Genomic DNA, 23,681 nt, shown 5'->3' on the forward strand with positions numbered 1-23,681 from the left:
TCTGGCGGTCGCGGGGCACCCCGGTGAGGCGCCCCGCGACGGGCCGTCAGCCGCCGAGCCGGGCGGCCACCGCGCTGCGCAGCTCGGGCAGCCGGTCGTGCAGCAGGCCAGGACATTGAGTGTTGTTGAAGTCCTTGTGCCCGTAGAGCTCGCTGGACGGGATGCCGTACTGCTGGCAGGTGAAGGCGCAGAACCACACCAGGCTGTCCCAGAGTGCCTTCGGTGGCTGCACGTCGAGGTAGATGCCGTCGTTCTCGATGCCGATGGCCTGGCTGTTCTGCCCGACGCAGTGCGCGCCCTGGACCATGGTCTGACCGTGCAGCAACGCGTACAGGCTGCCGTGCCGGCCCTCGGTCAGGTAGCCGCCGCGGCTGTTGGTGAAGTGCTGCCCGGAGTCGAGCCAGCCGTTGGTGTCCATGTGCAGGTTCTGAATGTCGCGCGAGTTTCGGTAGGCCTGCGCCAGGCTGTAGTCGGTGGTGTTCGGGAACGCCGTGTGATGGATAATGATCTTGTTGGGGCGGCTCTGCACGACGCTGACGTTGGTCGAGGGCGGGCGGGCGCCCCAGGTCGCGCAGTTGGCGATATCCGGCTGGTCGACCCGGGTGGCGACGGCCCGCGCGTCGCGGTCGTCGCCGAACTGGGTGAACGCCGTGGCGCCGGCCGCGGCGCCGAGCAGGACCGCGCCGCGCAGCACGGCCCGCCGGGGGACGGGGACGGACATCGGGGCCTCCTCAGGAGTACGGACGCCGGTGGCGGGCGGCTGCTCCCGGGGCCCGGCGTGGCGTCAGACACGCCGCGCCGCAGTGGTCGAGAGGGTCGCCCGCCACCGGAGCGGGATCAGCAGGGTCCGTTGCAGGCCAGCACCTTGAGCCGGTCCAGGGTGCCGTTCCAGACGTTCTGGTCACCAGGGAAGACGCCGGAGTCGGCCCACTGCCAGAAGGAGTACGTCCCCCAGCCGGCCGGCAGGGTGCCGACGCTGCTGGAGTAGCGCGCGATCCAGAGCGGGTTGTTCGCGGCGAACTGCGAGGTGTTGCCGGTGCAGGTGGTCCACCAGTCGGTGGTGGTGTAGATGGTGGCCCACCGGCCCGTGCGGGCGTAGTACTGGTTGACGAACGAGGCGATCCAGCTGCGCATCGAGGCCTGGCTCAGCCCGTAGCAGGTGGCACCGTACGGGTTGTACTCGATGTCCAGGGCACCCGGCAGGGTCTTGCCGTCCTTGGACCAGCCGCCGCCGTGGTCGACGAAGTAGTTGGCCTGGGTGGCGCCGCTGGAGACGTCCGGCCGGGCGAAGTGGTACGAGCCCCGGATCATGCCGACGTTGTACGAGCCGTTGTACTGCTGGGCGAAGTACGGGTTGGTGTAGCCGGTGCCCTCGGTCGCCTTCACGTACGCGAAGCGGGCGCCGTTGTTCCAGGCGGCGGACCAGTTCACGTTGCCCTGCCAGCTGGAGACGTCCATGCCGGGCAGGCCGGCCGGCGCGGCGCTGGCGGGAGTCGCGCCGAGGAGGGCCGAGGCGGCCAGGGTGACGGTGGCGAGCACGGCCGTGGCGGCCGTACGTAGCGCCGATCGCAGGGGACGGTTCATCTTTCCCTCCCGGGGGGTCTGCCGCTCGCGGCGGCGGGAGTTGGTGAAAGGAACTGTCAGTATTACGTCACAGGATGGAGACAAATTTCAATAGATACATGGAAGATCATCTTAATGATTTTCGGGCAGCCCCCGCACACACCAGGCGCGTAGAACGCTTCGGCCGGCGTGTCGATCCCGGCGCCGGCCGTTCGTATGGAGGGTGAAGGGGCCGGCGGCGGGCCGGCCCGGACGGGCGAGGAGAAGCGCATGAAGCAGTACCTGATCAGCATGTACCAGCCGGCCGGCGAGGGGCTGCCGGACCCCGAGTTCCTGGCCGACGTGATGCGCAAGATCGACGCCATCCACGACGAGCTCGTCGAGGCCGGGTCCTGGGTCTTCGGCAACGGCCTGCACGCCCCGGAGACCGCCACCGTGCTGCACCCGCGGGGTGACGAGGTGCTGATCACCGACGGGCCGTACGTGGAGGGCAAGGAGTACCTGGGCGGCTTCACCATCATCACCGCCCCCGACCTCGACGCGGCGCTGGAGTGGGGCCGCCGGTACGCCCTGGCGACCACGCTGCCGATCGAGGTGCGCCCGTTCCAGGGCGAGGTCTGAGGGGTGCCCGACCCGACCGACGTCGAACGGCTCTTCCGCGCGGAGTACGGGCGCGCGGTCGCCGTGCTGGTCCGCCTCCTCGGCGACATCGACCTCGCCGAGGAGGCGGTCCAGGACGCCTTCGCCACGGCGGTCGACCGGTGGGCCGCCGCGGGGCCGCCGCCCAGCCCGGCCGGCTGGATCATCACCACCGCCCGGAACCGGGCCATCGACCGGCTGCGCCGCGAGGCGTCCCGCGCCGACCGGCAGGCGCAGGCCGCCCTGTTGTACGCCCACGACGCGCCGGCCGAGGAGGGACCCGTGCGGGACGACCGGCTCCGCCTGATCTTCACCTGCTGCCATCCGGCGCTGGCCGCCGCCGCCCGGGTCGCGCTGACCCTGCGGCTGCTCGGCGGGCTGAGCACCGCCGAGATCGCCCGGGCCTTCCTGGTGCCGGAGCCGACCATGGCGCAACGCCTGGTCCGGGCCAAGGCCAAGATCCGGGACGCCCGGATCCCGTACCGGGTGCCGCGCGACGCGGACCTGCCGGACCGGCTGCGAGCCGTGCTGGCCGTCGTCTACCTGATCTTCAACGAGGGGCATACGGCCAGCTCGGGGGACCAGCTTGTCCGCGACGAGCTCTGCGCCGAGGCGATCCGGCTGGGCCGGCTGCTCGGCGAGCTGATGCCCGACGAGCCGGAGGTGCTCGGACTGCTGGCGTTGCTGCTGCTCACCGAGGCGCGGCGGGCAGCTCGTACCACCCCCGGCGGCGTTCTGGTGCCGCTGGACGAGCAGGACCGCGGCCGGTGGGACCGCGCACTGATCGCCGAGGGGCAGGGCCTGGTCCGGCGCTGCCTGCGGCGGGACCGGCCCGGCCCGTACCAGATCCAGGCGGCGATCAACGCCGTGCACAGCGACGCCCCGACGGCGGCCGACACCGACTGGGCCCAGATCCTCGCCCTGTACGACCAGCTCATGCGGCACGCTCCCGGGCCGGTGGTGGCGCTGAACCGGGCGGTCGCGCTGGCCGAGGTGGCCGGGCCGGCCGCCGCGCTGGCCCAGGTGGACGGCCTGGACCTGGCCGGCTACCACGTCTTCCACGCGGTCCGTGCCGACCTGCTGCGCCGGCTCGGCCGCGCGGGGGAGGCGGCCGCGGCGTACGACGCGGCGATCGCGCGGACCGACAACCACGCCGAGCAGGCCCACCTGCGACGGGTCCGCGACCTGCTGCTTCCGTGAGCGCCCCCGGCGCCCCGCAGCCGGTCCGCCGTCCGGACAGGAGGGTGGGGCTGCGCGGGATTCCTCGGCCCCGCAGAATCGTCCGGTGCGGCGCGGCGTGTGGAAATGGAGTCTCGTCACCGTCGTGACCCTGCTGGGCGCCGGCGGCACTGCCTGGGTCTGGCTCCGGTACGACTTCGAGAAGGTCAACTGGCTCTGGGGTGTGGTCGCCGGGGTCATCGCGGTCTACGTGGTGGTGGACCAGCTCTTCGCCGGGCGGGAGGCCGCCCCGCCGACGGCCTGGGTGCACCGGCGGGCCGCCGCCGACGAGCTCGCCGAGCTGATCCGGCGGGAGCCCACCGAGCAGACGCTGTTGCGCGCGGTCGACGAGCCGTACCCGTTGCCGGTGGCCTGGCACAACGCCCCGGAGCGGCTCATGCCGTCCTGGCGCTCGATCGGCCGGTCCGCCGACGCCGGACCCGTCGACCTCGCCGGGCGGGACGGAGCGCTGTGGGAGTGCTACCGCTCGGTGCCCTCAGGGCGCCTGCTGGTGCTGGGACCACCCGGATCCGGCAAATCGATCATCGCGCTGCGGCTGGTCCGGCAGTTCGCCACCCGGCGCGACCCGGAGGCGCCGATCCCGGTGCTGCTGCCAGTGGACTCCTGGGACCCGGGCGCCGAGGGGTTCCACGACTGGCTGGCCGACCGGATCACCCGGCGGTACCCGTACCTCGCCGGCGGCCATCCGCGCCGTGAGGCGGTGGTGCGTGACCTGCTGCTGGCCGACCTGGTGGTGCCGGTGCTGGACGGCCTGGACGAGCTGCCCGAGGACCGGCTCAGCGCCTGTCTGGAGGAGCTCAACGAGCTGCCGACCCAACGGTTCGTGCTGACCTGCCGCTCCGCCGTCTACGAGACGTACCTGATCCAGGGCGAGCGGCTGCGGGCGACCGCCGTGGTGACCCTCGCGCCGCTGACCGCCGCGCAGGTCGGCCGGTACCTGCGGGACGCCGCGCCGCTGCACCAGGTGGGCAACTGGTCCACGGTGGCCGACCGGCTCGACGCCGACCCCGAGCTGGCCGCGGCGCTGTCCACCCCGCTGCTGGTGGCCCTGGCCCGGACCGCGTTCGACCAGCCCGGCACGGACCCGCGCGAACTGCTCCCGCTGGCCGCCGAGCGCGGCCGGCGTTCGGTGGAGGACGAGGTGCTGTCCCGCGCGGTCGACGCGGCCCTACGGTCGCGGCGGGGCGGGCAGGGCCTGCGCCGCTGGGAACCGGACCGGTCCCGCCGCTACCTCGCCCAGCTGGCCAGCCACCTGGAGTCCCTGGACAGTCGCGAGTTCCGCTGGTGGCAGCTCCCCGTCGCGCTCCCGCGTCCGTTCTGGGTCGCCTTCGACGGTCTGCGGGCCGCTGTTGCGGCGTGGATCGCCCTGTCGCCGGTCGGGGAGGCGCTCGGCGCCCTCGTCGCCGTGACCGGTCACGCCCAGGTCCGGGAGCTGCTGCACGGCGTCACCGCCCGGCCGTCCCTGCTGGTGGTCCTGGCGGCCCTGGCGGCGGCCGTCCGGTCGGCGCTCCGCGACGACCCGCACCACGGCGTGCCGCCGGTACGGCCGGTCTTCACCGGCGGATTCCGGGCCCTCCTCGAGGGACTGGTGGCCGGACTGGTCGGCGGTGCCTTCTGGGGCGCCCTGACCTGGCCGCTGTTCGTGGCGATCGGGCCGCCGCCACGGCTCGGCACGCTGCTCGGCGCCGTGCCCGCCGTGACGCACTGGTCGGTGCCCACCCAGTGCGCCCTGGCCGTGGGGGTCGGCTGGTGCGGATTCACCGTCGTCCGCTCCGCGCTGCGCGTCGACCTGTCCGTCCCAGCTGCGGAGTTGAGCGCGCTGAGTCCCGCGGGGACGCTGCGGGCGGATCGCGCGGCGACGATCGCGGCGCTGCCGCTGACCGCCGTCCGGGCCGTGGCGCTGTGGTTCCTCGGCCTCGCCGCCCTGTGGCTGGCCGGCCTGTCCGACTTCCCGCCGCCGGTGGCACAGGGGTACGCCGGGCTCGGCCTGGGCCTCGGCTGGTGGCTGTACCGGCGGGGCGGCAGCGCCTGGTTCCGCTTCGGCGTGGCCCGGTTCGTGCTCGCCGCGCGCAACCGGCTCCCGTACCACCTGCTGGCCTTCCTCGATCACGCCGACGCGGTCGGTCTGCTCCGGCACGGCGCGGGTGCCTACCGGTTCCGGCACGGCCGGCTGCAGGCCCGGCTGGCCGCCGGATCGGTGGCCGGCCGGCGCGGCAGCCGGCTGCGTGAGGACTTCGCCGTCGAACTCGCCGGGGCCGGCTACTGGCCGGAAGCGTTCCAGACGCTGGCCGGCGTCGCCGACACCCGGGCGGCCAACATCGGGCTCGACGACGATCGCACCGGGGTGGCCCTGCGCCGGGCGGTCCTGGTCGGCGCGGCGGCCGGGCACTGGAGCGGCCTGGCCGACCTGCTCGCCCAGCTCCCGGCGCCGCCGGCCACCGGGGCGGCCCGTACCCCGGTTGAGGAGCAGCGGCGGGTGATCGCCGAGCTGGTCGGCCGAGACGCCCCGGTGCGGGAACTGCTCGCCGCCGCCGACGAACTGGCCGCGCGGGAGGAGCGGAGCGGGCGGCCCGAGCCGGCCACCGCGGAACTCCAGGCGGTGCTGCGGTACGCCGCCGGCGACGTGGCGGCGCGGGACGCGTGCGAACGGCTGGTCGACGCCGTGCGGTCCGCCGGACTTGACGCCGAGTGGTCCGCGCCCCTGGCCGCCGGGCTGCTGGCCGGGCTGACCCTCGCCGAGGGGCAGCCGACCGAGGCGGTGGCGATCTGCCGGTACGACCTGTACTTCGCCGACCTGCTGCCCGCCGGGTCGGACCTGCTCCCGCTCGTCGAGACCTGGCGGTGGTCGGCGGCGGTGCTACGCCGGGTCACCGACGAGCGGGCCGAGACCTTGCGGCGGATCCGTGTCGCGGTCAGCGCCGAGCGCGGGCGCGGCAACCGCCCGGTGCTGACCCGCCGGGAGTTCGCCGAGATCGGCCTGCATGCCTGTCATCGGCTGATCGGGCATCCGATGTTCGGGCCGCTGGCGCTCGGCGTGGCGTACCGGCTCGCCAGGGTGCTTCGGGCCCCGGACATCGTGGCACTCACCCTGCGCCGCGCGGTCCCCATGTGGCACGACGCCTGACGGTCCCACGCGGCGCTGCTTCGGCAGGAAAACCCGATGTCAAAAACGTGATTTAGACTTCCACTACGAGTACAGTGGTGCGGTGCCCAACGGAGTGCAGGCCCAGGTGCCGGTGCTGTACGTCGCGGACGCCGATGCCGCGCGACGGTTCTACGAGGTCTTCGGCTACGCCGAGCTGCGCACCGGGGGCGACGGTGAGTCCCGCTGGTCCTATCTGCAGTGCGGGGAGCTGACCCTGCTGCTGGCCGCGATCACGCCCCGCCTGGTCACCGTCGAGTTGCCCCTGCTCATCTACCTCTACGTCGACGACCTCACCGCCACGATCGACCGGCTGACCGCCGCCGGGTACGCCGTCGAGCGGTCCGGGTATCCGGAGCACGCCCCCGGCGGTGAGTGCCGCACCACCGACCCGGACGGCAACGTGGTCCTGTTCGGGCAGCGGCGGGCGGTCCCCGAGCAGGCCCGCAGCCCGGAGGCCGACAAAGAGGTCCGGTTCTCGCTGATCCGCGAGGCCGCCGAGCGGGTCCGACAGCACGGCGGCGCGCCGGCCCGCTGCCAGATCGGCGGCCCACGCGGCGAGGCGTGCCCGGAGCCGGCCGAGGTGAAGCTCGCCGACTCGTGGGGCGACACCGTGTGGGGCTGCCTGGCGCACGCCGACGAGACCCTGCTCAACGCCCGTGGCGCGTTCCTGGCCAACGAGGACGGGCAGGGACTGGGCGCGTTCCTGCGCAACCGGCAGGCGAGCCCGACAGCGCGGACCGGAGCGGCGCGACGTCAGCGCCGCCCGTCCTGACCTCGTTCCGGCGTCGTCCCCTCGGCGGGCGTTGCCTTCGGATCGGTCCCCTCGCTTGACGTCGCCTTCGAGGCGGCCTCGGTCGATGTCGCCTTCGCGGTGGCGTCGCCGGACGTCGCCTTCGGTGCGTCGCCCGAGGGGTCTCGATCGGGGCCGGCTGCCTGCTGCGGGACGATGGGGATGGCAGTGAACGGCTCGAAGATCTGGTCGAAGTTCCGCCGGTCCCGCAGGAGTTCCGCGCTCCACTGGGCGGCAGCCCGCTGCTCCGCGGCCATGTGCCGGCGCGCCCGGGACAACTCCTCGTTGATCGCCTCCGCCTCCTCGCCGCCTGGGGGATCGTCGAGCATTTCGTCGAGGATCGTCATCCACCGCCGGTTCAGGTCCTCGGCGTACCGGGCCCGAGCCAGGTAAAGCTCGTACTCGCACTCCAGTTCGATCATGCGGTCCCAGTGCGGCCGCAGCGTCTGCAGGACCCGGTCGTCGTGGCGAACCCACCACACCTCCGGCCGGCACTGGACCGTCACACGGCCGCGCGTGTAGCGCCACAGCTTCGGATCCTGCCCGGTCAGGGCCTTCTGCAGGGCCGCCTCGAGGTCCCCCGCCCGGTGCGGGGCGAAGTCGCGCGCGCAGTCCGCGGCCGCACGCCGCAACTGCTGAATCACCTTGGGCGTGAAATGGCGCACGTACCAGATCGGCACCTCGGGCCGCTCGCCCGTGATCGACCAGGTGAGCACGGCCCGGACGGTGAACGTGAACACGTGCCCCTTGGCCGCGACGACGATCGGGTAGGACAGCTCCCGGTGCTCGTGCGTCTCATCGGAAGAGGGAGACGGCACGTCCCCGTCCGCCGCCGCCCACAACCTCTGCAGCGCCGGAAGCAGCCGCGCCCACGTGGTACGCACGCCCGCCTTCAGCCGGGGGCCGGCCCACCCGGCCCAGTCTCGACCCCGGTCGATCCACGGTGGCCGCCGGTCCGGCGAGGGCGCCTTCCCGCCCGACGCGTCGGTCATCTCACCCCTCCTGAGCACGTGCCACCGTCCGGCGGTCGGTCGAGGGGTGTCGCGCCGCTCTGCCGGCCCACGCTAACAACCCGGAGACGCCGGCCCCGGCAGCCGCGCGGCGCCGAGCGTGAAGCGGCCCGCTGTGACGGGCAAGGGTGCGTCGTCCTCCGGCTCCGATCCCAGATCTCGTCGGGCATGGCCAGCCACTCGAAGCCGCCGAACTCGCGGCGCTTTCCCGCTTGACCACGGCCCCAAGGGCGGCGTTCACCGTCGCCTTCTTCGTCGTGGTGCCAGCGCCGTTGATATCCGCGCCCTCGTGGCGCGTCGGTGAGTGGCGGCGCGACAGATCACCTGGCTTGTGCCGGTGAACAGGGACAACGGGGCAATCTGTTCGGGAAGCGGATGCACCGGGGTGCCGGACTGCCGTCGAGGGGTGCGGTGGCGCGGCGGAGGCCGGCGAGTTGGACGTAGATCTCCCGCTTGGCGGTCGCGTTGCCGCGCCGGTTGATGACGTAGCCGGTCAGCCAGACCCAGCCGGCGTACGTCGGGCGGTCGCAGACCGACACGACGCGGAAGGTCAGGGCGCAGCCGCCGGCGAACTGCACCGAGGCGCGGCCGTCGATCCGCAGCAGGTCGCCAGGTTCTGGCCGCACCGCTACCAGTGGCCCTCGTTGGGCCGGCACTCCCGGGCGTGCATGGTCTGCCAGTCGCGCAGCGCCCGCTTGAGCCGGTCGTTCTCCTCGCTCAGCCGGCGGATCTGCCCGTGCAGGTCGGTCAGCTCGTCGGCGAGCTGGGCCTGGAACTCACGTACCTGATCGGGGTCGGCGCCACGGCGACGCGGGTCGAACGTGTGGGTCCGCACCTCGTGCGGGGTCAACCGGGCCGGCTGGCCGGTCCCGTAGAGCTGGCCACCTCGATACACCTGGGCCACGTCAGTCCTTTCCAGAACACGCGGGAGCGCGGAGGTCAGTGCGGTGGGTCTGGAAGGGTGGGCCGTCCGCACGCCGGCCGCGGGCGGCCCGCCCGGCTCCGCCGCCGCAGCTCTGATCAGCGGTACGACAGCGGAGCAGTCCGATGGGTCGGGACGGGCACGCGCACCCGCCCCGACCAGGGGGATGCCTCTGCTCCTTGTTGCCACGCAAGGGGAGAGGCGGTTCTCAACTTAGCTGTCCCAGTCGTCTGAGTCAAACGATGAGTTGTTGTGAGGTGTCGTTGCGTGATCGAATTGGCATGCCACGCAGGGGGAGTCATGCCGATCACCGCCGACTACATCCGCATCGCCGACGAAATCGTCGCCGACATCAGAGCCAACAAGCTCAAGCCGGGAGACAAGCTGCCCTCGATCGCGCAGCTCGCCGCGATGCACGAGGTCAGCCCGTCAACCGTCAAGCAGGTATACGTGCGGCTCGAAGCGCTGCGAGTTATCTGGCGCCACCAAGGCAAAGGCATCTTCGTCAACGACCCCAGGCTCTGGATGCGCGAGCCCTGAAACTTGCGCCTTCCGGGGTGGCGGCCGATCAGGGGGTGGCGACGAGATCAAATCAGGTGCACCCTTACCGGTGTGAAGACCTTCGTCGGCGTGACGGACGAGAAGTGGTATCGGTTTCTGGCCGCGCGTCCCGGCCTGACAGAGGTCAACTTCTGGCGGCCCTCCGGCGGGAGCTTCCGTGCTCTCACGCCCGGTGAGCCCTTCTTCTTCAAGGCGCACTACCCGCTCAACCGAATAGTCGGCGGAGGCTTCTTCAGCGGCTTCACTCAGTTGAGGATTTCCGAGGCGTGGGAGCTATTCGGTGTGGCCAACGGCGTCGCGAGCCTCGATGAGATGCGCCGCAGCGTCGGCCGGTACCGAAAGCAGCCGATCGGACTCGACGAAGACCCGATCATCGGCTGCATCTTCGTTCGGGATACTGTCTATTTCCCCGATGATTCGACGGCCGACCCGCCTCCGGGGTTCGCGTCTAATGTGGTGCAGGGGAAAACGTATGATCTTGCTGATCGGTCCGTGGCCGGGTATTTCGAGCCTCTGCTGCACCGCCTCCTAGGTGGTGTGACTGTGGAACTGGATCTTAGCGAGCCCTGGCATCGACACGGACCGGTGTACGGTGATTCCCGGCTCGTGCCGCAGCGTCTCGGCCAGCAGTCGTTTAAGGCGGTGGTCCTTGGTGTCTATGGGCGGCGCTGCGCGATCACTGGAAACAAGGTTCAGCCGGTGCTGCAGGCAGCTCACATCCGGCCACTCCCTAACGGTGGAGAGCACCGCGTCGACAATGGACTGCTGCTCAAGTCAGACGTCCATATCCTCTTCGACCGGGGGTACCTCGGCGTAGATCCGAAGCACCGGTTGCTGGTCAGCCCTCGGCTGCGTAGCGAATTTGGCAACGGTGACCAGTTCTACGCCATGGCCGGCACCACCATCGCAGTGCCGGAGCGGCGGCGTGACAGGCCCAATGCCGAATTCCTCGAGTGGCACCTGGACACCGTTTTCAAGGCTGCCTAACCCGCTCCTTGCTTCTGGGGTTCGCGAATCAGCTTAACGCTGCCTCCGGTGACTGGTTCGTGTTCGACTGCTCGTCATGCCCGGCAACCCTTTCGTCGTCACCGACCCGAAGGCCTGGATGCGCAAACCTTGACGGTCAGCTGGCGAACTGACGGGTAGCTGACAGTATCGACGGCGGTGCCGTTGAGTGTCGGACCCGGGCGGGAGACTGGTCCTCCCGCCGCCGGAGGTGCCCATGCCCTACGTCAAGTCGCACACCAGAAGGGACGGCGCCCGGGTCCGGGCGCACTACCGGAAGCGCCGCCGTGCCGGATCGGCGTCGACTGCTCGTCGGCGTCGAGGGTCCCGATCGTCGGGCGTCAACCTGGGGGTCGGGCTCGCCGTCCTGGGGGCGGTGGCGCTGGTGGTCCTGATTGTCGACTTCGTCGGGCGGCACCCGTACTGGTCGGCGTTCGTGGTCGCCCTCGTCCTGATGGCGGTCGCGGCGGTGCTGGCGCTGACGGTGCGGGAGCGCGGCCGCCAGCGAGCGGAGCAGGCGGAGCGGGACCGGCTGATCGCGGTGACCGACGTGATGAGCGGCGCGGCGTTCGAGCAGTGGTTCGCCCGCCTACTCGCCGGCTCGGGTTTCCGCCAGGTACGCGTCTGCGGCGGGTCGGGCGACCGGGGCGCGGACGTCACGGCAGTCGCCCCGGACGGCCGGCGGGTGGTGGCGCAGTGCAAGCGGCAGAGCGCCGGCAACCGGGTGGGAAGCGCGGCGATCCAGCGGTTTGCCGGCACCTGCCGGGAGATCCACGGCGGCGAACTCTGCATGATCGTGACCAACGGGTACTTCACCAACGGGGACGGCGTCCACCTTGCTCGCCGGCTCGGGATCAACCTGGTGGACCGGCAGTCTCTGGAGCTGTGGGCCTGGACCGGCCGTCCGCCCCGCGCCCTGGCCTGACGGCGCCGGGCCACCCGTCGCGAGTGTCTGGCCCGTGGTCGATCATCAATCGTTCACCGGCACGGTGGAAACGGTTTCCGTGCGGGGGCTGTACGCCGGAGCGGATCACCGCCAGACTGGGGCCCGATCGGAGCTGATCGATGTCAAGTCGCCCCAGGACAGGGAGGATCCCTTGACCACGCTCGCGGCCCCACTGCCTTCCCCCGCTGCTCGCGTACGTCGTATCTTCGGCGCGTTCGCGCTGCTCACGGCCATGGTCGCCACCGCGCTCGTCGGCCCGTCGGTGGTGTCGCCCACCCTCGCCGACCCCGCTCAGGCGGCCGTCTACAGCTCCTGCACGATGACTCGCTGCGCGGACGCCCGCACCGCGCGCTCCGGCTGGTCCGGCAAGGGCTTCCCGACCAGCCGGGGCTGGTACTCCTGGAGCGGCGGCCAGTGCAACTTCGCCGGTGGCCAGTTCTACAACCGTGAGGGCCAGCTTCCCGCCAACGCCACCTACTACGAATTCGACGTCCACCCGCGCGCCTGCGGCGCCGCGCGGGACGCGTACCGGATCGTGGTCAACAAGAGCACCGGCGTGACCTGGTTCTCGCCCGACCACTACGCGAACTTCTACCGGCTCTGATCAGGGTGTCGCGGGTCGGGCCGTCCGCCGGCCCGACCCACGCGACCGCGAAGGAGATGCGGATGGCGTCAGCGGCGGCGCACCCGCCGGCCTGGCTCACGTTCGACGCCGGGCCGGACGCCGAGCCTGCCGGGCCGGACGTCGAGCCTGCCGGGGTCGTCCTTGCCGGCGCGGTCGCCCGCACCCGGGCCGGCCTCTTCGACGCGCTGGCCACGGCCTTGCCCCTACCCGACTACTTCGGACGCAACTGGGACGCGCTCGCCGACGTGCTGGCCGATCGGCTCGACACCGGTCCGCTGACGCTTGTCGTCCGGGACGCAGGGGAGTTGCTGGCCGAGGAGCCACCCGCGCAGCTCGGTGCTCTGCTCGACGTGCTCGGCGGGGTCGCCGCCATCGGGCACGCGCCACTGCGCGTGGTGCTGCGCGACCACCCGGACCGGCTGCCCGCGCTCCGGCACCGGATCGCCACCGCCATGGCCAACCGGGCTCCCGCTCAGCCACCGGACACCCACTGACCGGGCCCGCCCTACGGCGCCCCCGTGCCCGCCCCATGCCGCCCGCCGACGGGCGCGCCAGCCGGGCGGTGCCGGACAAGCCCCTACTTCAGGGAAAGAATGGCCTCCGGGTACGAGATGAGAACACTTTCCGTGAATCTGTGCGGACGTCAGTTGGGTTGGTCGAGGATGGCGCTGAACCGCTCCTCGGCGAGGTCGAGCTGGGCGAAGATGTGCCGCTTGACCGGCGCGGACAGCGGCGTGTCCGGCCGGGCGATGAGGTCCCGGTACACCGGCACCAGGGGCCGGTACTTGGCGGCCGACCGGGCCACCTTCGGACCCACCGTGTGGATCACGCCCACCCCGTTGTCGGTGAAGTCCGACACCTTGATCACCCGGGCCCAGGGTTCCCGGTCCAGGCTGGCTGCGACGTGTTCCCGGTACTGGACGTGCCGGTCGCGCCCCGGGTCGTACGCCGGGTTGGTGACCGCGCCGACCAGCCGGGCGACCCGCGGGCCGAACCGTTCGGCGAGCGTGGCCAGCGCCGCCGCCGTCGCGTCGCCCCCGACGGCTCCAGGTCGCTGCGCGGTGTCGGACGCGCCGAGCGGGAGTTGTCGCGGGTCCAGGCTCGCCAGCTCCGCCGGGTGGTCCTCGACCGCGTCGTGCAGCAGGCCCGCGACGATCACGTCCACGTCGCGGACCTGGTAGTGGTGCATCATCCGGATCGCCACCCGCAGCAGGTGGTTGAGGTACGGCTCGCGAACCCGCCGGTCGTCGCGGTGCAGCTCGGCGGCGAGGTCGAGGGCCTCGGTCAGCCGCGCCCGCGCGGCGTCGTCGAACGCGCGGATCTCCAGCCGGAACCGCGCCAGCAGGCCCGGCTCGCCGTGGATCTCGGTGATCGCGTGCATCGGCATGGTGGCCAGGTACGCGGGGAACTCCATGGTCCACTTATAACTGATCTTCGCTGCCACCGGGGTCGCGCCGTCGGCCACCCGACGTCCCGCACTCGCCGCCGGAACGCTGGTTGACTGTGCGTACGGCCGGGGTGGCAGCGACAATCGGCGGATGGACCGGCTGCTGAACCTGCTGGTGGCGCTGCCGCCCGCCCTGGTTCTGGCGCTGGTCTTCCTGCTGCCGGCGCTGGAGGCGTCGACCTTCCTCGGGCTGCTCGTGCCGGGGGAGATCGCGGTCCTGGTCGGTGGGGTGCTCGCCCACGAGAGGCGGCTGCCGCTCTGGGCGGTGATTGTGGCCGCGATCGCCGGGGCGGCCCTCGGCGATCAGGTCGGCTACCTGGTCGGCCGCCGCTACGGCCGGCGGCTGCTGGACCGGGTGCCCCGCCGGTTCGTCCGCTCCGGCGAGCTGCAACAGGCGCTGGACCTGTTACGCCGCCGGGGTGCCCTGGCGGTGGTGCTGGGCCGGTGGGCGGCGGCGCTGCGCGCGCTGGTGCCGGGACTGGCCGGGACGAGCCACATGCCGCGCCGGACGTTCACCGTGGCGAACATCGCCGGCGGGGCCCTCTGGTCGGCGACCGTGGCCGTGCTCGGCTACCTGGCCGGGGCGTCGTACCGGCTGCTGGAGCGGCGGCTCGGCTGGGGCGGCGAGGTGGTGCTGGCCGTGGTGGTGCTGCTGGTGCTGGTCCGGGTGGTCCGGTCCCGCCGGGCCGCCCGCCGCGCCCGGCAGGAGTCTTCGCCGGACACCCACGCCGGTTGATCAAGAAGTTGGCGTCGAACTCCCGGCCCTGGCTGACGCGAGCTCCTTGGCCAGCAAGGCTGTCCGCCGGTCAGGTTGGGGCGGGGCCGAGGCTGTCGCGGCGGACCAGCTCGGCGGGGAGGGTCTCGATCCGGTCCCCGTCGGCGTCCGGGTCCAGGGCCAGGGTCATCGCCCGGGCGCCCAGCTCGGCCAGCGGCAGCCGAACCGTGGTCAGGGTGGGTGTCACGTCGGCGGCGATCGGCATGTCGTCGAAACCGACCACGGAGACCTCGTCCGGCACGCGTACGCCGCGATCCCGGAGCACGGACAGGGCGCCGACCGCCATCGAGTCGTTCAGCGCCACGACCGCGGTCAGCTCCGGTACGGCGTCCAGCAGCTCCGCCGTGGCCCGCGCCCCGGCGTCGCGGGTGAAGTCGGCGTACCGGATCCGCTTGGTGGGGAGCGCCTCGTCGAGGCCGGCGGCCAGGCCGGCGAGCCGGTCGGTGGTGGTGGTCAACTGGTCCGGGCCGGCGATCACACCGACCACCCGGTGGCCGAGCCGGCGCAGTTCCGCCCCGACCAGGCGGGCGCCCTCCTCGTTGGCCGGCAGCACGGCGTCCCCCCGGTGCCGGTGCCGGCCGACCAGCGCCACCCGCCCGCCGGTGGCCACGTACGCGGTGAGCCGCTCGTCGAGCAGCGCGTTGACGCCCTCGTCGTGGTAGCCCGACCCGGCCAGCACGATCGCGGCCACCTGCTGGGCACGGAGCAGGTCGACGTACTCCAGCTCGCGTTCCGGGTCGCGGTAGCTGTTGCAGATGATGACCAGCCGGCCCTGCTCGGTGGCGACCCGCTGCAGCCCCCGGGTCACCTCGGCGAAGTACGGGTCGGAGACGTCGTGCACCACCACGCCGACCACGCTGCGCTGCGGCCGGGCCAGCAGCTGGGCGTGCGCGTTCGGGACGTACCGCAGCTCGGCGACGGCCCTGAGCACCCGCTCGCGCAGATCGTCCGCGACCGGCTTGCTGCTGCGGTTGATCACCCGCGACGCGGTCGCGGGGGAGACGCCCGCCCGGCGGGCGACGTCGGCCAGCGTCGCCATACCACCCCTTTTCCTACCCGGTCGAGAGGTTACCGCAGGATGGTCGGGAAAGCCCTTGCCTGATCGGCGGACGCCGACCTCCCCCCAACCCCGCGTCATCGGGACGGGACGGCGGGTCGGGAGGTGGTGGCGGTGGTCCGCACCGCCTTGACGATGGCGGGGATGGAGCCGACCAGCAGGACCAGCGCCCAGACCGCCGCCACCACGGCGAAGACCAGCGCGCCGAGGTCGTCGGTGATGCTGACCAGGATCCCCGGCACCAGCCGGTGCAGGAACACCAGCACCACCGTGCAGACCAACGTGGTCAGTGCCAGCAGCACCAGGCCCTTGTTCTGCAGGAAGCGCGGTTGGGCGAGCAGCAGCAGGCCGGCCCAGACCAGTTTGAGCAGCAGCACCAGGCCGAGCAGCACGGCCGCGTCGCCCACCGGGAAGAACCCCCACACCGCCAGGTACGCCAGCGTGCCGAACGGCGCCGCCAGGAACAGCGACACCATCACGGTCAGCTCGACGAAGGCCACGATCAGCAGGACCACCGAGACGATCAGCAGGACGATCCCGAAGATCAGGGTGGCCACCCCCTGCAGCCGGCCCTGGATCCGGTCCGGCACCACCAGGCTCAGGCTGAACAGCCCGGTGGTCCAGAGCGCCACCACGTCGATCAGCGCCAGGTAGCCGGTGCCCCGGCCGGCGGGCTCGGTGACCGTCCCGACGTCGCCGAGGTCCACGCCCAACTGCCCGGCGCTGTCCCGCAGCGCGCCGCCCGCGTCCCCGCCGCCGGCGAGCAGCGCCGCCCCCAGCTCCAGCCCCACCACCAGCGCCACCGCGAGCAGCGCCAGCAGCAGGAACGGTTTGCGCAGCTCACCCATGACGTGCCTCCCTCCCTGGCGCGACCCCGGCCGTCCGTCCGATCAGGACCTGGCGACGGTGACCGTGCATCCGCCACCTCCCGGGCAGCTCAGGGCGACCTCGGTAGCCCGGTCGACGGCCACCTTCGCCACCGCCGTGCCGTCGTCACCCGGGCTCACCTCGTCGCGGACGGTGACCTCGGCGTCCCCCGGCGCGGGCGCCGACACCTCGAACGACGCCGGGCTGCGCAGCACCAGGGTGCGCAGGCCGCCCGGGTCGGCGACCCGCAGCAGGCAGCCGGTGCGGAAGGTGACCACCGCGCCGTCGGGGGACGTGGTCGGCGGCGCGGCGGGCGGCGCGCAGGCGACGGTGACCGTGGCCGGGTCGACTGTGGCGGTGCCGCCGCCCAGCCCGCTCAGCCAGCCCGGCCGGGCGGCCGGGTCCCCCCGGTCGTGCCGGCCCCCGCCGACCGCGATCAGGTAGAGCGCCACCAGCAGCCCGGCCAGCGCCGCCAGCAGCACCTTCTGCCGCCCCCTCATGGCCGATCTCCGCTTCGCTCCGACCCGCCCTGAGGGGCGCTCCGTCGGATGATTTGCTCGCTCATGGCTGGATGAGCTGGCTGAACCGGAGCTGGTCGACACCGGCGAAGTACCGGTCGGTGCCCTGCGTCTTGCTCACCGCCACCAGGGTGACCTGGTGGGTGCCCTTGCTCAGGGTGAGCGTGCCGACGTCGATCCAGTCGGTCTTCACCACGGTCGGGCTGAAGCCGAAGAAGGTGTCGCCGACCTGCCGGCCGTCCACCAGGAAGATGGTGTTGGCGTAGTCGAACGAGGTGGTGCGCACGGTGGCGAAGCGCCAGGTCCCGTCGACCGGCAGGTCCACCGTGACGGTCACCCGGTCGCCGACCGTCCGACCCTGGAAGAACAGCTGGGCGTCGCCCGACCAGGTGACGAGGCAGCAGTTCTTCTGCTCGACCACCGTCGCCGCCACCGGGCCCGCCGACTGGACCACCGCGTCCGGCACCAGGCTCTCCGCCTCCAGGGTCACCTCCTGTGCCCGGGGCGGCGGAGGCGGCGGGTCACCGCCGCGGGTCACCAGCCAGCCGACCACCCCGGCCACCACCAGCACCAGCGCGGCCGCTGCCGCAAGCCATGGCCACAGCGGGCGCTTCGGCGGTACGGCGGCCCGCACGTCGTAGGTCACCCGACCGCTGGAGCGGGAACTCTCCTCGGGTGCGGTGTTCGCCGAGTACGCGAAGCCGGTCATGTCGTAGCGCCGGGGCGGGGTGCCGGGCGGCACGGTGAGCCGGACCAGGAAGGAGACCGAGCCCTGCCCGGGCACCACCCGCTGCGGCTCGGCGACGGTGAACCAGGCGCGCTGGCTGCCCTCGCCGGGCGCCACGTCGAAGACCACGGTGTCCGGTGCCGTGCCCGGGTTGGAGACGGTGAAGGTGAGCTCGCCGCTGTTGCGGGCGTCCAGGGTGAACTGCTCGGCGGCGGCGACGACCGCCCATTCGGTGGTCATGACGGCTCCTCTGGGGACGGCACGGACGGCGGGGACGGGACGGCGATGACGATCTCGGCGGTGACGATCTCGGCGGTGACCGCGGCCGGTTTCTCCGCCTCGACGATGCGGGTGATCACGGCGAGCTGGTCGGCGGCGGCCGGCGGCACCCGGACCACCACGTGGAACGGCTGGTCCGCCGGCTCCTCGAGCAGGAAGCCGCTCACTCCGGTGGCCAGTTCCAGCGCGGTGCGCATCCCGTACGGGGTGCCCCGCCAGCGGGCCAGCAGCGCGCCGTGCGCGACGAGGTCCCGTAGCCGGCCCACCGGCAGCGGCAGTGGCGCGTCGGCCCGGGGCGCGGCGATCACGTGGTCCATCGCCACCCAGCGGGTCAGGTACGCGACGAAGCCGTCCCGGGTCCGGTACGGCGCGAAGAGTGCGTCGACGTCGGCGAGCACCGCCTCGTCCGGGGCGTGCAACGCCTCCATCACGTCCAGCAGCGCGCCCAGCACGCTGCCCGGCCCGGCGGCCCGCTGGTACGCGGCGGGCAGCAGCCGCTCAATCGCCGCTCGGCGCATCCTGCCGCACCACCTCGATGTCGTGCTCGCCGGAGCAGAGCAGCCAGGTTCCGGGCACGGTGACCACGTCGGCGGTGGCCTGGTTGGCGCTGGCCGTCCAGTCGGCCGCGTCGCCGCTGCGGTACACCCCGCGCTCCCCGCCGGCGAGGATCAGCCGGGCGGCGCCATCAGCGCCGGCGGACGGCACGGTGGCGGCGATCGCGTCGACCGGGACGAATCGGGTCCGGTCCCGCAGTGGCAGCCCGCAGTTGACCATGACCGGCTGCCACTGCGGCTGGGCGGCGAGGGTGTCCAGCCGGACCACCCCGCCGCTCTGCGTGGCGGCGACCGCCAGGGTGCCGCTGAACGCCAGGTCCCGGCAGGTGCCGCCGATCCAGCCGGCCTGCACGGCCTGCCACTTGACGTCCGACTCGAACAGCCGGGTGCGGTGGCAGCCCTGGCCGGGCTTCCTCGGGTCCGGCTCGCCGGCCCCGCACCACAGCAGGGTCGCCGGGCCGTCGTACTGCACCGCGAGGACCCGGTTGTCCACGTTGGCCAGGCCCACGTGGGCGAAGGTGCCGGGGCGGCCGGCCGCGGTGGACAGGTAGACGCCGAAACCGGCCTGGGCGGCCACCGCCACCCCCGGGGCGCCCCGTTCGGAGACGAACGCGCGGACCGCGTAGAAGCCGCGGTCGGCGTCGGCGGGGTCGACCAGGATCTGCAGCGGCACCGCCCCGGGCAGCAGGGAGACCTCGTACAGGCCGGCGTCGGTGGCGAGCAGCAGCGCACCCGCGCCGTCCCGGTCGATCCAGGCCAGGTCCTGCACCCGGGAGTCCAGGTCGGTCAGCAGGGTCCAGGTCTCGCCGAGGTCGGTGCTCAGGCGGACCCGGGAACCGCCGGAGTCGCGGGCGGTGACCACGGCGACCGAGCCGGCCCGGGGCACGATGCCGGGGCGTACCGGGGCGGGGGCGGGAACCACCCGGACCACGGTCTCGGCGTCGAAGCGGCCGGCCGGCTCCCAGCCGGCGCCGGCGTTGGTGGAGCGGAACAGCACCGGGCCGCGGCCCGCGTACCAGGTGCCGGGCTGGTACTGGTCGACGGCGACGGTCCGGACCTGCGCGTCGGGCGCCTCGTCGACCACGAACCGGACCGACTCGACGTACCGCACGCCCGGCTCGGCGTGCTCCAGCATCCGGTACACGTTGGACGCCCGCAGCGGCTCACCGAACACCCAGCCGGTCGGGTTGAGCGGGGTGGGCAGCGGGCTGAGCGTCTGGTGCAGCCGGTCGTGGATGCGGCGGCGGACCGCGTCGACGTCCTCCTCCCGGCGGACCACCACCCGGGCTCGGATCGACACCGCCTTGTAGCGGGCCCAGCCGGCCCGGACCGCGGTGCCCAGGGCCCGCCGCCGGTCCAGGTCGGCCTCCACCCGGCGGCGGGCCTCCTCCACCTCGTGCTCGCGCAGCACGTCCACCGGCAGCCGGCCGCCGGGGCGGGCCTGCTCCGGCACGTACGGCACCAGCACCACCTCGACCTCGCCGGGGCGGGCGAAGCTGTAGACGGCCGCCCGGGTGAACGCGCGGGCCCGGGCCACCGCCCCGGAGCCGGCGGCGAGGATCTCGTAGTCGCGGGCGGTGACCGCGCGCTGCTGGGCGAAGAACTCGTACGGCCCGCGGGTCAGTGCCGACTCCAGCGACTCCAGGTCCCGGCCCCCGCCGGCCGGCTCGGGGTTGTCCACCCGCAGCCCCGGCAGCGGGTCGCGCAGGCTGGTCAGCGTCCCCGCGGCGACGTTCCCGGCCGGCCCGCCGCCGCACCGGTACCAGAGTCGGATCTGCCGTCCGGCCGGCGGCACCGCCGCCACGGTCACCAGGCCGCGCGGGGCCCGTCCCGCCGCGCCGGGATCGCCGCCGGCCGGGCCGCCGTCGGATGCCGGGCCGGGCGCCCCCTCGACGCCCGGCCCGGTCTCCGGCCCGGCCGGCGGGCGCAGGTCCAGCGCGGGGGCGAAGGTGACCACCCCGGAGGCGCGGTCGACCAGGTAGACCTTGGCCTGCGGGCCGGTGCCGGCGAAGCTGTCCACCGGCCGCCAGATCTCGTACGTGCGTCCCTCGTGCTCCCGGGCGGCCGCGCCCAGCTCCACCGAGCCTGCCGGCACCTCCACCCCGAGCAGCAGGTCCAGCGCCTCGGCGGTCCGGGTCAGCGGTGCCCGGGCCGCCCGGAACACCTGCCCGGCCTGGCCGGTGCCGACGCCGAGCAGTTCCGCCTCGACCGGCTCGCAGTGGTGCATGCGTACGGTCACCTCGGTCTCCCCCTCGGGGAGCAGGGCCGGCTCGGTGCTGACGAAGACGATCGGCCGGGGGTCGGCGCCGCGGGCGGCGGCGACCCGGGTGCCGGCCGGGACGCGGACCGTGCCCTGGTCCGGGCCGGTCCGGCTGAACCGGACGTCCGCCCAGGCGGCCGTGGGCGGGTGCCGGGTCACGCCGAGCAGGTTGAGGAACGCGACGTACGCCTTCTCCGGCAACTGGTTCAGCCGGTAGATCATCACCTCGGTGAGGTACGCGAACGCCTCCAGCAGCGCCATGCCCGGGTCGTGCGCGGAGAGGTCCGTCCAGTCCGGGCAGGACCGGTGGATCCGTTCCCGCGCCTCGGTGACCAGGTCGAGGAAGGCGCGGTCGTCGAGGTGCGGCACGGGCAGCGTCATGACGTTCCCTCCTCGCCGTCGTCGGCGGGCAGCAGGTCGACGGAGAAGACGAGCTGGCCGGGGGAGAGGCTGGCCCGGACCCGGTAGTCCAGCCGGATCACCAGCCGCCACGGGGCGTCCGGGTCGGGGCCGGCGTCCACGTCGATCACCTCGACCCGGGGCTCCCAGCGCCGGATCGCCTGCCGCACGTAGTGGATGGCCAGGCCGGCGGTGGTGTCGTCGTTGGGTGCGAAGACCAGCCGGTGCAGCCGGGAGCCGTACCCGGGGCGCATCAGCCGCTCGCCCGGCGTGGTCGACAGCAGCAGGTACAGCGCCTGGCGGACCGTCTCGTCGCCCTCGGTCATGGCGAGCCCGCCGGCGGCGGTCAACGCGAGGCCGCCGGTGCGGCCCGCGTCGAAGCCGGCGCCGACGAAGCGGAAGGCCCTCATGCGTCCGCCTCCAGGAAGCTCTGCCGCGGGTCGCGGGCGGTGTGGTGGACCAGCCCGGGCGGCGTGCCGTCGGTCAGGCCGTCCAGGTGGGACAGCACGATCCGGTGGCCGTCGACGCGCAGCCAGGTGCTGTAGCCGACGGTCACCTGGAGGGTCTTGGCGCAGGGCTTGATCGTGGGGCCGTAGTTCGGGCAGGCGGTGATGTCCCGCCCCTCTGGGTCGGTCGCCACCAGCACCGGGACGCCCTCGACGGTGAGCCATTGTTGGGAGGCGCGGTTGGCGACCCGGCCGTCGTGGTCGCAGGTGATCAGCGAGTCGTGGTGGATCCAGCGCATCAGCCACCTCCGTGGGCGCGGGCGAGGGTGCGGGCCTGCGTGGCGGCGGTGTCCGCGTCCTCGGCCGCGTCGGCGTGCAGGAAGTCGACGGTCCGGGCGCGGACCACCATGGCCCGGCCCGGCGCGGAGAGCACCAGGTCGCCGGCCGCGTGCACGGTGGTCAGCTCGGGTCGCAGCTCCACGAAGCTGCCGGCGTCGGTGGCCAGGCGCAGGGTGCGTCCGTCGTCGTCGATGACGATCGACTGGCCGGTGCCGGTCCGCATCGACCAGCGCCGGGACCGCCCGCCCACGATCCCCGCGTCGTACGGCTCGACCGCCCCGAAGAGCGAACCGAGCACGACACCGGCGGTCGGTTCGCCGCCGGGCAGCGCCACGAGCACGGTGTCCTCCGGGTCGGGCAGCGCCACGATGCCCTTGCCCCGGCCGGCGCCCGGGCAGACCACGGCGAGCCAGCCGGCGTCCAGATCCCCGTACGCGGGCAGCGTCACCCGGGCCCGGCCGAGCCGGTCGGGGTCGTCCACGTCGGTGACCGTGCCGAGGGTGACCGTGGCCGGGGCGGGCGCGGCGGCCGGCGGCGGCTCCGGCGGGACGGTGGAGAACCGGGTCAGGTGGCCGTTCGCGTCGACCGTGTGCACCACCTCGGTGAGCACGTACACCCCGGCGACGGGCGCGGGCACGCCGGCCAGGGCGATCCGTCGACCGGGGCGCAGCGCGGGGTCGCCCTCGGCCGTTCCCTCCGCGGTGACCAGCGCCGCCACCCGCGCGTCCAGCCCGGCCTGGGCCAGCGCGGCCAGCTCGTCGTCGCTGCGCCCCGGCTGGTCCACGGCGGTCCGTACCCCGTCCGCGCCCACCTCGCCCGGCTCGGGACGCAGCGGGATGCGCCGTCCGGAGCGGGCCGCGTCGACCTGCTGGCGCAGCGGTTCGGCGCGCTGCGGATGCCAGCCGAGGGCGGCGCACTCCGCGCCGGCCCGGTCCAGGTTCTCCGCGACGCGGAGCGCGTGGACGGTGTCGCCGAGGGTCAGCGGGACCGGCTCGCCGTAGCCGTCGAGGGTCAGCAGCCGCAGCCGGTCGTCGTCCACGGCCAGGTGCAGGCCGGCCCGGCCGGCGACCTCGCGGAGCAGCTCCAGGTCGCTGTGCCGGTGCTGGAGCAGCCGGTCCAGCCGTGGCCCGTCGGTCTCCGCGTCGACAGTGAGCCCGAGGTCGGCGCAGAGCACCCCGGCCAGCTCGGCGGCGGTCACCGCCTCGAAGACCCGAAGCTCCTGTCGCTTGCGCAGCCGGTGCAGCGGGTCGTACGCCCGGATCCGTAGCAGGGCGACACCGTCGGCGGCGTACTCCACCTCTACGGCGGTGACCTCGCCGGTGAACAGGGCGCCCGGCTGGCCGTCGAGGCGCAGGTCGAGGTTGGCGCCGGGGCGTACCGGGGGGTCGAGGGCGGCGGTACCCGGCCCGGCGGCGAGGGTGAGCTCGCACTGGGTCGGCTGGTCGAGGCGGGCGGCCACCCGGACGCCCCGCAGCCGCCGGGGCTCGGCCAGCGGGGTGCCGTCGATCGTCACGGTGGCGGCCCGGTTCACGCCGCACCACCCCTCGCGTCGTCGCGTTCCCTCGGGG

25 protein-coding genes are annotated in these 23,681 nt (G+C 73.5%); 10 read left to right on the plus strand and 15 right to left on the minus strand.

What is annotated here, in order from left to right; all coding sequences use genetic code 11:
- Positions 1 to 46: 46 nt before the first annotated feature.
- Complete coding sequence (locus tag A6A27_RS20320) at positions 47 to 721, minus strand: peptidoglycan recognition protein family protein (protein WP_073836199.1); 675 nt, start codon at positions 719 to 721, stop codon at positions 47 to 49.
- 116 nt (positions 722 to 837) lie between these two features.
- Positions 838 to 1,584 carry a lysozyme gene (locus tag A6A27_RS20325; RefSeq protein WP_073836200.1) on the minus strand — a complete coding sequence of 249 codons (747 nt, stop codon included), beginning with the start codon at positions 1,582 to 1,584 and terminating at the stop codon, positions 838 to 840.
- Between the two features lie 249 nt (positions 1,585 to 1,833).
- Between A6A27_RS20325 and A6A27_RS20330 the strand changes: the two genes are divergently transcribed.
- The 4 genes from A6A27_RS20330 (at position 1,834) to A6A27_RS20345 (ending at position 7,358) form a co-directional block, all read left to right on the plus strand.
- Positions 1,834 to 2,184: a YciI family protein gene (locus tag A6A27_RS20330; RefSeq protein ID WP_073836201.1), complete on the plus strand. Its 351-nt coding sequence runs from the start codon at positions 1,834 to 1,836 to the stop codon at positions 2,182 to 2,184.
- Positions 2,185 to 2,187: 3 nt separating this feature from the next.
- Complete coding sequence (locus A6A27_RS20335; RefSeq protein WP_073836203.1) at positions 2,188 to 3,402, plus strand: RNA polymerase sigma factor; 1,215 nt, start codon at positions 2,188 to 2,190, stop codon at positions 3,400 to 3,402.
- A gap of 85 nt (positions 3,403 to 3,487) precedes the next feature.
- Positions 3,488 to 6,565, plus strand: a complete 3,078-nt coding sequence (locus tag A6A27_RS20340; RefSeq protein ID WP_143194083.1) for an NACHT domain-containing protein — start codon at positions 3,488 to 3,490, stop codon at positions 6,563 to 6,565.
- An 82-nt stretch (positions 6,566 to 6,647) separates the two neighbouring features.
- Entirely contained in the window at positions 6,648 to 7,358 is a 711-nt protein-coding gene (locus A6A27_RS20345; protein ID WP_073836205.1) for a VOC family protein, read from the plus strand.
- Here the strand turns inward: A6A27_RS20345 and A6A27_RS20350 are convergent.
- The 3 genes from A6A27_RS20350 to A6A27_RS20360 form a co-directional block, all read right to left on the minus strand.
- Complete coding sequence (locus tag A6A27_RS20350; RefSeq protein ID WP_073836206.1) at positions 7,340 to 8,368, minus strand: hypothetical protein; 1,029 nt, start codon at positions 8,366 to 8,368, stop codon at positions 7,340 to 7,342. The genes A6A27_RS20345 and A6A27_RS20350 overlap by 19 nt on opposite strands.
- Before the next feature lie 338 nt (positions 8,369 to 8,706).
- Positions 8,707 to 9,012 (minus strand): hypothetical protein, encoded by a 306-nt coding sequence (locus tag A6A27_RS20355; protein ID WP_073836207.1) that lies wholly within the window; start codon positions 9,010 to 9,012, stop codon positions 8,707 to 8,709.
- A gap of 2 nt (positions 9,013 to 9,014) precedes the next feature.
- Positions 9,015 to 9,290 (minus strand): DivIVA domain-containing protein, encoded by a 276-nt coding sequence (locus A6A27_RS20360; RefSeq protein ID WP_241825360.1) that lies wholly within the window; start codon positions 9,288 to 9,290, stop codon positions 9,015 to 9,017.
- A gap of 318 nt (positions 9,291 to 9,608) precedes the next feature.
- Between A6A27_RS20360 and A6A27_RS20365 the strand changes: the two genes are divergently transcribed.
- The 5 genes from A6A27_RS20365 (at position 9,609) to A6A27_RS20385 (ending at position 12,939) form a co-directional block, all read left to right on the plus strand.
- Positions 9,609 to 9,848, plus strand: coding sequence for a winged helix-turn-helix domain-containing protein (locus A6A27_RS20365; protein ID WP_073836208.1), 240 nt, complete (start codon positions 9,609 to 9,611; stop codon positions 9,846 to 9,848).
- A gap of 72 nt (positions 9,849 to 9,920) precedes the next feature.
- On the plus strand, positions 9,921 to 10,856 hold the full coding sequence (locus tag A6A27_RS20370; protein ID WP_073836209.1) for an HNH endonuclease: 936 nt from the start codon (positions 9,921 to 9,923) through the stop codon (positions 10,854 to 10,856).
- A 235-nt stretch (positions 10,857 to 11,091) separates the two neighbouring features.
- Positions 11,092 to 11,799 (plus strand): restriction endonuclease, encoded by a 708-nt coding sequence (locus A6A27_RS20375; protein ID WP_143194084.1) that lies wholly within the window; start codon positions 11,092 to 11,094, stop codon positions 11,797 to 11,799.
- A 253-nt stretch (positions 11,800 to 12,052) separates the two neighbouring features.
- Positions 12,053 to 12,424 carry a ribonuclease domain-containing protein gene (locus tag A6A27_RS20380; RefSeq protein ID WP_083672744.1) on the plus strand — a complete coding sequence of 124 codons (372 nt, stop codon included), beginning with the start codon at positions 12,053 to 12,055 and terminating at the stop codon, positions 12,422 to 12,424.
- A gap of 62 nt (positions 12,425 to 12,486) precedes the next feature.
- Complete coding sequence (locus A6A27_RS20385; protein WP_073836319.1) at positions 12,487 to 12,939, plus strand: barstar family protein; 453 nt, start codon at positions 12,487 to 12,489, stop codon at positions 12,937 to 12,939.
- A gap of 149 nt (positions 12,940 to 13,088) precedes the next feature.
- Here the strand turns inward: A6A27_RS20385 and A6A27_RS20390 are convergent, their stop codons facing one another.
- Positions 13,089 to 13,859 (minus strand): HD domain-containing protein, encoded by a 771-nt coding sequence (locus A6A27_RS20390; protein ID WP_073836320.1) that lies wholly within the window; start codon positions 13,857 to 13,859, stop codon positions 13,089 to 13,091.
- A gap of 124 nt (positions 13,860 to 13,983) precedes the next feature.
- Between A6A27_RS20390 and A6A27_RS20395 the strand changes: the two genes are divergently transcribed.
- Complete coding sequence (locus A6A27_RS20395) at positions 13,984 to 14,628, plus strand: DedA family protein (protein ID WP_073836210.1); 645 nt, start codon at positions 13,984 to 13,986, stop codon at positions 14,626 to 14,628.
- Positions 14,629 to 14,698: 70 nt separating this feature from the next.
- Here A6A27_RS20395 and A6A27_RS20400 read toward each other — a convergent pair whose 3' ends face one another.
- The 9 genes from A6A27_RS20400 to A6A27_RS20440 form a co-directional block, all read right to left on the minus strand.
- A complete protein-coding gene (locus A6A27_RS20400) occupies positions 14,699 to 15,706 on the minus strand; it encodes a LacI family DNA-binding transcriptional regulator (RefSeq protein WP_073836211.1) in 1,008 nt (335 codons plus the stop codon).
- A gap of 95 nt (positions 15,707 to 15,801) precedes the next feature.
- Positions 15,802 to 16,572, minus strand: coding sequence for a hypothetical protein (locus A6A27_RS20405; RefSeq protein ID WP_073836212.1), 771 nt, complete (start codon positions 16,570 to 16,572; stop codon positions 15,802 to 15,804).
- 42 nt (positions 16,573 to 16,614) lie between these two features.
- Positions 16,615 to 17,091, minus strand: coding sequence for a hypothetical protein (locus A6A27_RS20410; protein ID WP_073836213.1), 477 nt, complete (start codon positions 17,089 to 17,091; stop codon positions 16,615 to 16,617).
- Positions 17,092 to 17,152: 61 nt separating this feature from the next.
- Positions 17,153 to 18,076 carry a hypothetical protein gene (locus A6A27_RS20415; RefSeq protein WP_073836214.1) on the minus strand — a complete coding sequence of 308 codons (924 nt, stop codon included), beginning with the start codon at positions 18,074 to 18,076 and terminating at the stop codon, positions 17,153 to 17,155.
- Positions 18,073 to 18,633: a phage tail protein gene (locus tag A6A27_RS20420; RefSeq protein ID WP_073836216.1), complete on the minus strand. Its 561-nt coding sequence runs from the start codon at positions 18,631 to 18,633 to the stop codon at positions 18,073 to 18,075. The genes A6A27_RS20415 and A6A27_RS20420 overlap by 4 nt, the downstream gene beginning before the upstream one ends.
- Entirely contained in the window at positions 18,614 to 21,310 is a 2,697-nt protein-coding gene (locus A6A27_RS20425; RefSeq protein WP_073836217.1) for a putative baseplate assembly protein, read from the minus strand. The genes A6A27_RS20420 and A6A27_RS20425 overlap by 20 nt, the downstream gene beginning before the upstream one ends.
- Complete coding sequence (locus A6A27_RS20430) at positions 21,307 to 21,738, minus strand: GPW/gp25 family protein (RefSeq protein WP_073836218.1); 432 nt, start codon at positions 21,736 to 21,738, stop codon at positions 21,307 to 21,309. The genes A6A27_RS20425 and A6A27_RS20430 overlap by 4 nt, the downstream gene beginning before the upstream one ends.
- Positions 21,735 to 22,073 (minus strand): hypothetical protein, encoded by a 339-nt coding sequence (locus A6A27_RS20435; RefSeq protein ID WP_073836219.1) that lies wholly within the window; start codon positions 22,071 to 22,073, stop codon positions 21,735 to 21,737. The genes A6A27_RS20430 and A6A27_RS20435 overlap by 4 nt, the downstream gene beginning before the upstream one ends.
- Positions 22,073 to 23,644 carry a phage baseplate assembly protein V gene (locus A6A27_RS20440; RefSeq protein WP_073836220.1) on the minus strand — a complete coding sequence of 524 codons (1,572 nt, stop codon included), beginning with the start codon at positions 23,642 to 23,644 and terminating at the stop codon, positions 22,073 to 22,075. The genes A6A27_RS20435 and A6A27_RS20440 overlap by 1 nt, the downstream gene beginning before the upstream one ends.
- Between the last annotated feature and the right edge of the window lie 37 nt (positions 23,645 to 23,681).

Origin of the sequence: Micromonospora sp. CB01531, assembly GCF_001905095.1 — a bacterium.
In the GTDB taxonomy this organism is placed as follows: Bacteria; Actinomycetota; Actinomycetes; order Mycobacteriales; family Micromonosporaceae; genus Micromonospora.